Genomic DNA, 6857 nt, shown 5'->3' with positions numbered 1-6857 from the left:
CCCCACGGGGCCGCGGGCGGCACGGCACCCGGCGGCACCGCGCCGGGCGGGACGGCACCGAACGGGAGGTCGCCGGGCGGCGGGGCGAACGCCCGTGCCAGTGCCTCGTCCTGGGCCGGCGCGGTGTACGGGTTCGGCACGGGCGCACCGTAGGGCGGCGGCGGGGTCTGCTGCGGGTCCTGCCGGGGTTCCTGCGGCGGGGCGAAGGCCCGGGCGAAGGCGTCGTCCCGGGCCGCCCGGTCGTCCGGCTGAGGGCTGTACGGGTCGGACGGCATGCGGGCTCCCTGTGCGCTGGTGCGCGCCGGACACTGGTCGTTCGACGGCGGCGCGAATATAGCGGATCACTAGGACGCCCGTCCGACCGTATTCGGGCCCCGGACGGGCCGGCCCGCGAACTCCCCCTCAGCCGCCGGGCCGTCCGCCCGGCACCGCGGCTCAGCCCAGGTCGCGGCGGTCCAGCGCGGCCAGGCCGACGGCGGCCGCCACGGCGGCGAGCGCGGTCAGCCAGAGCAGCGGGACGGCGGTGAAGGCGCCGCCCGGCAGGTGCGGGGTGTGGGTGAACGGGGAGAGGTCCAGGGCCCACTGCGGCAGGCGCAGCACGGGGCCGAGCCAGCCGATCAGCAGGAAGAACGCCAGCGCGCCCCACGCCGCCGTGCTCCACCGGGGCGCCAGCCCGACCACGGCGAGCGCGACCGCCGCGACCAGCCACACCGCGGGCAGTTGGGCGAGCGCGGCGGGCACCAGCCGGGCGACGGCCCGCCCGGTGCCGCCCATCGCGGCACCCTGGCCGAGACCGGTGAAGACCCCGGCGACGGCCAGCAGCACGGCGCTGCCGGCCAGCGGGAAGAGCAGGTGCCCGCCGGCCCAACGGAGCCGGGAGACGGCGGTCGCGAGGACGGGCTCGGCCCGGCCGGAGGTCTCCTCGGCGCGCAGCCGCAGCACCGCCTGCACCGCGTAGCCGGCGACGACCATGCCGAAGAGGTTGGTCATGGTGCCGAAGTAGGCGTCCAGGACGCCCTGGCGGCCGCCCAGCCGGGCGATCACGTCGGCGACCCGGGCGTTGTCGCCGACCAGGTCGACGACGCCGCGGGAGACCCCGCCGAAGACCAGTCCGGCCGCGGCGAGGCCGCCCGCCCAGCCGATCAGGGTGCCGCGGTGCAGCCGGACGGCGAGCGCGGTGGCGGTGCGCAGCCCGGGGGCGCCGGCCGCGGGGCCCGGGCGCTGCGGCAGCAGGCCGGCGCCGAGGTCGCGCCGGGCGACCAGGGCGTAGGCGGCCGCGACGGCGAGCGCGGTGCCGGCGGCGGGGAGCAGCAGCGCCCACCAGCGGTCCCCGGCGAAGGGGCGGACCTGCTCGGCCCAGCCGATCGGCGAGAGCCAGCCCACCCAGGCCGGGCCGGCGTCGCCGACGGCGCGCAGCACGAAGGCGGTGCCGAGCAGGGCGCCGGCCAGGCCGTTGGCGGCGCGGGCAGTGCCGGCGACCTGGGCGGTGACGGCGGCGGTGCCGGCGAAGAGCATCCCGCAGCCGCCGAGGGCGAGTCCGAAGGCGAGCGAGCCGGCGGGGGCCTCGCCGGTGGCGGCGAGGCAGCCGGCGACGAGCGCGGCGAGCACCAGGTTGGCGGTGGCGGCGGCGAGCAGCGCGGCGGTGAGCGGGGCGCGGCGGCCGACCGCGCCGGCGCCGACGAGTTCGAGCCGGCCGTCCTCCTCCTCGGCCCGGGTGTGCCGGACGACCAGCAGGGTGCTCATCAGGCCGGCCAGGACGGCGCCGAAGACGCCCATCCGCCAGGCCGTCAGCCCGCCGATGGTGGACGCGTCGTGCAGGGGGCCGTAGAGGGCGCGCAGCGAGGTGTTGGCGGCGATGCCGGCGGCGAAGCGGAGCCGGGCGTCCTCGGTGTCGTACAGCGAGCGGAAGGACACGGCGGTGGAGACGACCGAGGCGGCGAGCACGTACACCCAGGCGGGCAGCACGATGCGGTCGCGGCGCAGGGCGAGGCGCAGCAGGACGGGGGTGCCGGCGAGGGTGTTCACCGGGTCACCGCCGGGTCGGGCGACCGGTCGCCGCGGTCGGGGGTGCCGGGCTGTTCGTAGTGGCGCAGGAACAGCTCCTCCAGCGTGGGCGGCCGGCTGGTGAGGCTGCGCACGCCGACGGCGGTGAGGGCGCGCAGCACCTCGTCGAGCCGGTCCGCGTCGACCTGGCAGCGCACCCGCCGGCCGTCGGTGACGAGGTCGTGCACGCCCGTCAGCTCGGGCGGCGGGCCGGCGAGTTCGGCGTCGATCGCGGTGCGGGTGAGGTGCCGCAGCTCGGCCAGGGTGCCGGTCTCCACGGTGCGGCCGGCGCGGATGATGCTGACGCGGTCGCAGAGCGCCTCGACCTCGGACAGGATGTGGCTGGAGAGCAGCACGGTGCGGCCGCGGTCGCGCTCCTCGGCGACGCAGGTGCGGAAGACCTCCTCCATGAGCGGGTCGAGGCCGGAGGTGGGCTCGTCCAGGACGAGCAGTTCGGCGTCGGAGGCGAGGGCGGCGACCAGGGCGACCTTCTGACGGTTGCCCTTGGAGTAGGTGCGGCCCTTCTTGGTGGGGTCGAGTTCGAAGCGTTCCAGCAGGTCGGCGCGGCGGGCGGGGTCGAGGCCGCCGCGGAGCCGGCCGAGCAGGTCGATGGCCTCGCCGCCGGAGAGGTTCCGCCAGAGGGTGACGTCACCGGGCACGTAGGCGAGGCGGCGGTGCAGGTCGACGGCGTCCCGCCAGGGGTCGCCGTCCAGCAGCCGGACGGTGCCGGCGTCGGCGCGCAGCAGGCCGAGCAGGACGCGGACGGTGGTCGACTTGCCGGAGCCGTTCGGGCCGAGGAAGCCGTGCACCTCGCCGCGGGCGACGGCGAGGTCCAGCCCGTCCAGGGCGCGCGTCCGGCCGAAGTCCTTGACCAGGCCGGTCACCGAGATGGCGGTCGTCATGGCTCGACGGTACTCTCGATTCACAGATTCGTGAAGTTCATGAATTCAGTGGATTTCCGCAAGGGCCGACCGGTCCCCGATGATGGTCCGGACGGTCGTGGCACGGGGCGGGAGGCGTGGTGGAACGGGACGGCGCGGCGGTCGGGGCCTTCGTGGAGCGCTTCGCCGCGGTGATGGCCGACGCCGGCTTCCCCCGGATGCCCGCCCGGGTCTTCACCGCCCTGCTCGCCAGCGACTCCGGCCGGCTGACGGCCGCCGAACTCGCCGACACGCTGCGGATCAGCCCGGCCGCGGTGTCCGGCGCGGTGCGCTTCCTCGGCCAGGTCAACCTGGTCACCCGCGAACGCGAGGCGGGCTCCCGCCGGGACCGCTACTGGGTGCACGACGACGCCTGGTACGAGGCCTCCGTCCACCGCGACCGGGAGCTCGTCCGCTGGGAGTCGAGCCTGCGCGAGGGCATCGAGGCGCTCGGCCCCGACACCCCGGCCGGGGCCCGGCTGGCCGAGTCGCTGGCCTTCTTCGGCTTCATGCGCGAGGAGCTGCCCGCCCTGCTCGGCCGCTGGCACGACCGGCGCGAGCAGCTGCGCACGGAACTGACGCAGCCCCAGGACGCCGGGCACCCGCCGACGCGGGCTCAGGACGCCAGCAGCGCGTCCAGGTAGCGGGCGGCCTCGGCCCTCAGCTCCTGCGGCCCCGGCACACCGAGGGCGCGGCCCGCACCGGCCGCGGTGTGGAAGACGACGCCCTCGCACCAGCGGACCAGCCGCCGGGCGTCCCCGGCGACGCCCGCCGGCCCGCCCGGGTCACGGCCGGCGGCACCGAGGGCGAGGCCGACCTGGTGGTGGCCGCCGACGGGCTGCGCTCCGCCGCCCGCGCGCTGCTGCTGCCCGGACACCCCGGCCCGCGCTACTCCGGCTTCACCACCTGGCGCACCGTCGTCCCCGACCCCGGCCGTCCGGTGCCGGCCGGCGAGACCTGGGGCCGCGGCGCGCTCACCGGCGTCATCCCGCTCACCGGCGGCCGGGTCTACCTCTACGCCGCCGCGCTCACCCCGCCCGGCGGCCGGGCCGCGGACGGCGACGAACGCGCCGAACTGCTGCGCCGGTACGGCGACTGGCACCGGGGGCTGGTCGACCTGCTGCACTCCGCCGACCCGGCGGCCGTGCTGCGGCACGACGTGTGGGAGCTCGCCGACCCGCTGCCCGCCCTGCACGGCGGCCGGGTCGCCCTGCTCGGCGACGCCGCCCACGCCATGACGCCCTTCCAGGGGCAGGGCGCCTGCCAGGCCCTGGAGGACGCCGTCGTCCTCGCGCACGCACTCGCCGGGGCGGACGTCACCGGCGCCCTCGCCGCCTACACCGCGGCCCGGCTGCCCCGCACCACCGCCGTCACCGCCGGCTCGCGCCGGGTCGGCCGGCTGGTCGGGCTGCGGGCCGCCCCCGCGGTCGCCCTGCGGGACGCCCTCCTCGCGGCGGCCGGCCGGCTACCCGAACGGACGGCCGTCCGGGCCGCGGCGTCGCTGCTGGACTGGCGGCCGCCGGCGGAGCGGACGGCCCGCCCGGCGGCCGGTCAGCCGAGGTAGGCCGGGGCCACCGCGGAGCGGGTGAGGACGGCGGGGCTGCCGGAGCCGTCGGCCGGGACGGTCCAGAGGTCGGCCCCGTAGTCCCCGGCCAGGGCGTACACCAGGGTGCGGCCGTCGGCCCACAGCGCCTGGTCGTCGATGTTGCGCTGCTCGGCGGTGGCGGTCTCGGTCATGGTGGCGAGGTCGAGCACGTACAGCCGCCACGGCGCGTCCGGGGAGGCGCCGGCCACCCGCTTCTTGTAGGCCACCCGGGTGCCGTCCGGCGAGAGCGAGGGGCACTCGACGTTCTGGTGCAGGGTGGTGAGCGTCCGGGCGCCGAGGTCGCCGCGGACGAGGTAGGTCCTCCCGCCGGTGGCGACGGTGGCGTAGAAGCCGTTGTCGTCGGCGAAGGTGACGCCCCAGATGTTGGTGTCGGGAGACTTCAGCGGCTTGCCGCCGTCGAGGACGGTGAAGGTCTCCAGGTTGTCGTAGAGGGTCCAGCCGCGGGTGTCGACGATCGAGGTGCGGGTGGAGAAGTCGGTGCCCGCGTACGAGTCGCCGCTGACGAAGACCGTCCAGGCGGCAAGGTGGCCGGAGGGCGAGACCCGGGAGCGGGTGGGGATGCCCGCCGCCGGGTACCGCTTGAGCTCGTGCAGGCCGGCGTCGAGGACGACCGCGGTGTAGCGGTCGCCCAGCCCCTCCTGCTCGCCCTGCAGGCAGATGCCGGTGCCCGCGGCGGCGTGGAAGCGCAGGCACCTGAGACCGGAGGCGGTCCGCGGGCCGTCCGGCCGGTCCGCGGGCACCGCGGTGATCTCGTCGCGGTGCGGCCCCCAGGCGGTGGAGCGGAACAGCAGCCGGCGGGGCCCGTCCGGGGCGAGCGGGACGGGGCCGGGGGTGATCACGGGACCGCCCGCCTGCTCCTGGTCCTTGCGGCCGGAGCGGTCGGCGGCGTGCAGCACCGCCACCGTGCCGACCGCCCCGAGCAGGAGGACGGCGGCCAGCAGGGTCAGCAGGCGGGCGGTGCGCGTCATGCAGGGTGCTCCTCGGTGGTGCCGGTGTCGGGCGGGGAGTCGGGGGTGTGCGGGGAGCCGGGGGTGCGGATCAGCAGGAAGGCGGCACCGGCGGCCACGGCCAGCGCCGCGGCGGCGACCGCCAGCACCGGCTGCCCGCCCCAGAGGGTCCAGCCGGCGCCGAACGCCAGCGAGCAGCCGAAGCGGGCCAGCGCCTGCCCGGTGCCCACCAGGGCGAGCCCGGCGCCCTGCTGCTCGGCGGGCACGGTCGCGGAGGCGGCCGCGGCCAGCACGCCGTCGGTCGCCGCGTAGAACGAGCCGTGCAGCAGCAGTACGACCGGCGCCGCCCACCAGGCGTGCAACGGGGCGAGCAGCAGCCCGTACCCGGCGAGCAGCACCAGGTGGCCGAGCAGGAAGAGCCTGCGGCGGCCGATCCGGTCCGCGGCCGCGCCGAAGGGCACGGCCAGCAGCAGGAAGGCGGCCGCGGTGCCGAGCGGCAGCAGCGGGAAGAGGTGCGCCGGCAGGTCGAGCCGGCGCTGCAGCAGCAGGTACAGGAAGGAGTCGCTGACGGTGGTCAGACCGAGCAGGACGGCGGCCAGGGTGAGCCGCCGCAGCGCGGGCAGCCGCAGCAGGGCCAGCGAGTCGCGCAGGGCGGGGCGCGGCCCGTCGGCGGGGGCGGCGGCGGCGCGGCCCGGGACGAAGAGCAGCAGCACCAGCACGCCGAGCGCGGCGACGCACGCGGAGACGGCGAAGACCGCGTCGTAGCCGTCGGCGGCGAACCGGAGCAGGGCGAAGGCGACCAGCGGGCCGAGCAGCGCGCCGGTGGTGTCCATGGCCCGGTGCACGCCGAACGCCCGCCCGCGGTGCTCGGGCGCGGTGGCCAGCGAGATCAGGGCGTCGCGCGGGGCGGTGCGCAGCCCCTTGCCGGTGCGGTCGACCGCCAGCACCGCGCTGATCAGCGGCAGGGTGTGGGCGAGCAGCAGCAGCGGCTTGCAGACCGCGGACAGGCCGTAGCCGATCGCGGCGACGGCCTTGTGCCTGCCACGGCCGCCGTCCGCGGCGTGCCCGCCGACCAGCCGGACGAGGGCGCCGACACCGTTGTTGATGCCGTCGAGCAGGCCGAAGCCGAGCGGGGAGAGCCCGAGTCCGGCGACCACGTACAGCGGCAGCACCGCGCCGACCATCTCCGAGGAGACGTCGGTGATCAGGCTGACCGCGCCGAGGGCCAGGACGGTGCCGGGCACCGCGGCGGCGCGCCGCCCCGGGCGGATGCCCGGGACGGCGGCCGGATCGGTGCTGCGGCTCGCGGCGCTGCCGGCGTCGCCGCTGCCGGCGTCGCCG

5 protein-coding genes and 2 pseudogenes are annotated in these 6857 nt (G+C 77.6%); 2 read left to right on the top strand and 5 right to left on the bottom strand.

Features of this window, described 5'->3' with window-relative positions; all coding sequences use genetic code 11:
- The 3 genes and pseudogenes from ABZ641_RS21590 to ABZ641_RS21580 form a co-directional block, all read right to left on the bottom strand.
- A pseudogene (locus tag ABZ641_RS21590) lies at window positions 1-275 on the bottom strand (hypothetical protein); the annotation flags it as partial.
- Between the two features lie 160 nt (window positions 276-435).
- Complete coding sequence (locus ABZ641_RS21585) at window positions 436-2025, bottom strand: ABC transporter permease (protein WP_359984012.1); 1590 nt, start codon at window positions 2023-2025, stop codon at window positions 436-438.
- Window positions 2022-2945: an ABC transporter ATP-binding protein gene (locus tag ABZ641_RS21580; RefSeq protein ID WP_344621962.1), complete on the bottom strand. Its 924-nt coding sequence runs from the start codon at window positions 2943-2945 to the stop codon at window positions 2022-2024. Before ABZ641_RS21580 ends, ABZ641_RS21585 begins: the two co-directional genes overlap by 4 nt.
- A gap of 173 nt (window positions 2946-3118) precedes the next feature.
- Here ABZ641_RS21580 and ABZ641_RS21575 point away from each other — a divergent pair, with 173 nt between their 5' ends.
- Window positions 3119-3607: a MarR family transcriptional regulator gene (locus ABZ641_RS21575; protein WP_359984017.1), complete on the top strand. Its 489-nt coding sequence runs from the start codon at window positions 3119-3121 to the stop codon at window positions 3605-3607.
- Window positions 3608-3723: 116 nt separating this feature from the next.
- A pseudogene (locus ABZ641_RS21570) lies at window positions 3724-4527 on the top strand (FAD-dependent monooxygenase); the annotation flags it as partial.
- On the opposite strand, the gene ABZ641_RS21565 reads toward ABZ641_RS21570, so the two are convergent.
- Together ABZ641_RS21565 and ABZ641_RS21560 are read right to left on the bottom strand one after the other, a co-directional pair.
- Window positions 4515-5537, bottom strand: coding sequence for a TolB-like translocation protein (locus ABZ641_RS21565; RefSeq protein ID WP_359984009.1), 1023 nt, complete (start codon window positions 5535-5537; stop codon window positions 4515-4517). The pseudogene ABZ641_RS21570 and the gene ABZ641_RS21565 sit on opposite strands and share 13 nt — an antisense overlap.
- Complete coding sequence (locus ABZ641_RS21560) at window positions 5534-6787, bottom strand: MFS transporter (protein ID WP_359984014.1); 1254 nt, start codon at window positions 6785-6787, stop codon at window positions 5534-5536. The genes ABZ641_RS21565 and ABZ641_RS21560 overlap by 4 nt, the downstream gene beginning before the upstream one ends.
- Window positions 6788-6857 lie beyond the last annotated feature (70 nt).

Source organism: Kitasatospora sp. NPDC007106 (genome assembly GCF_040634455.1).
In the GTDB taxonomy this organism is placed as follows: domain Bacteria; phylum Actinomycetota; class Actinomycetes; order Streptomycetales; family Streptomycetaceae; genus Kitasatospora; species Kitasatospora arboriphila.
This window is presented reverse-complemented; position numbering and strand designations above follow the sequence as displayed.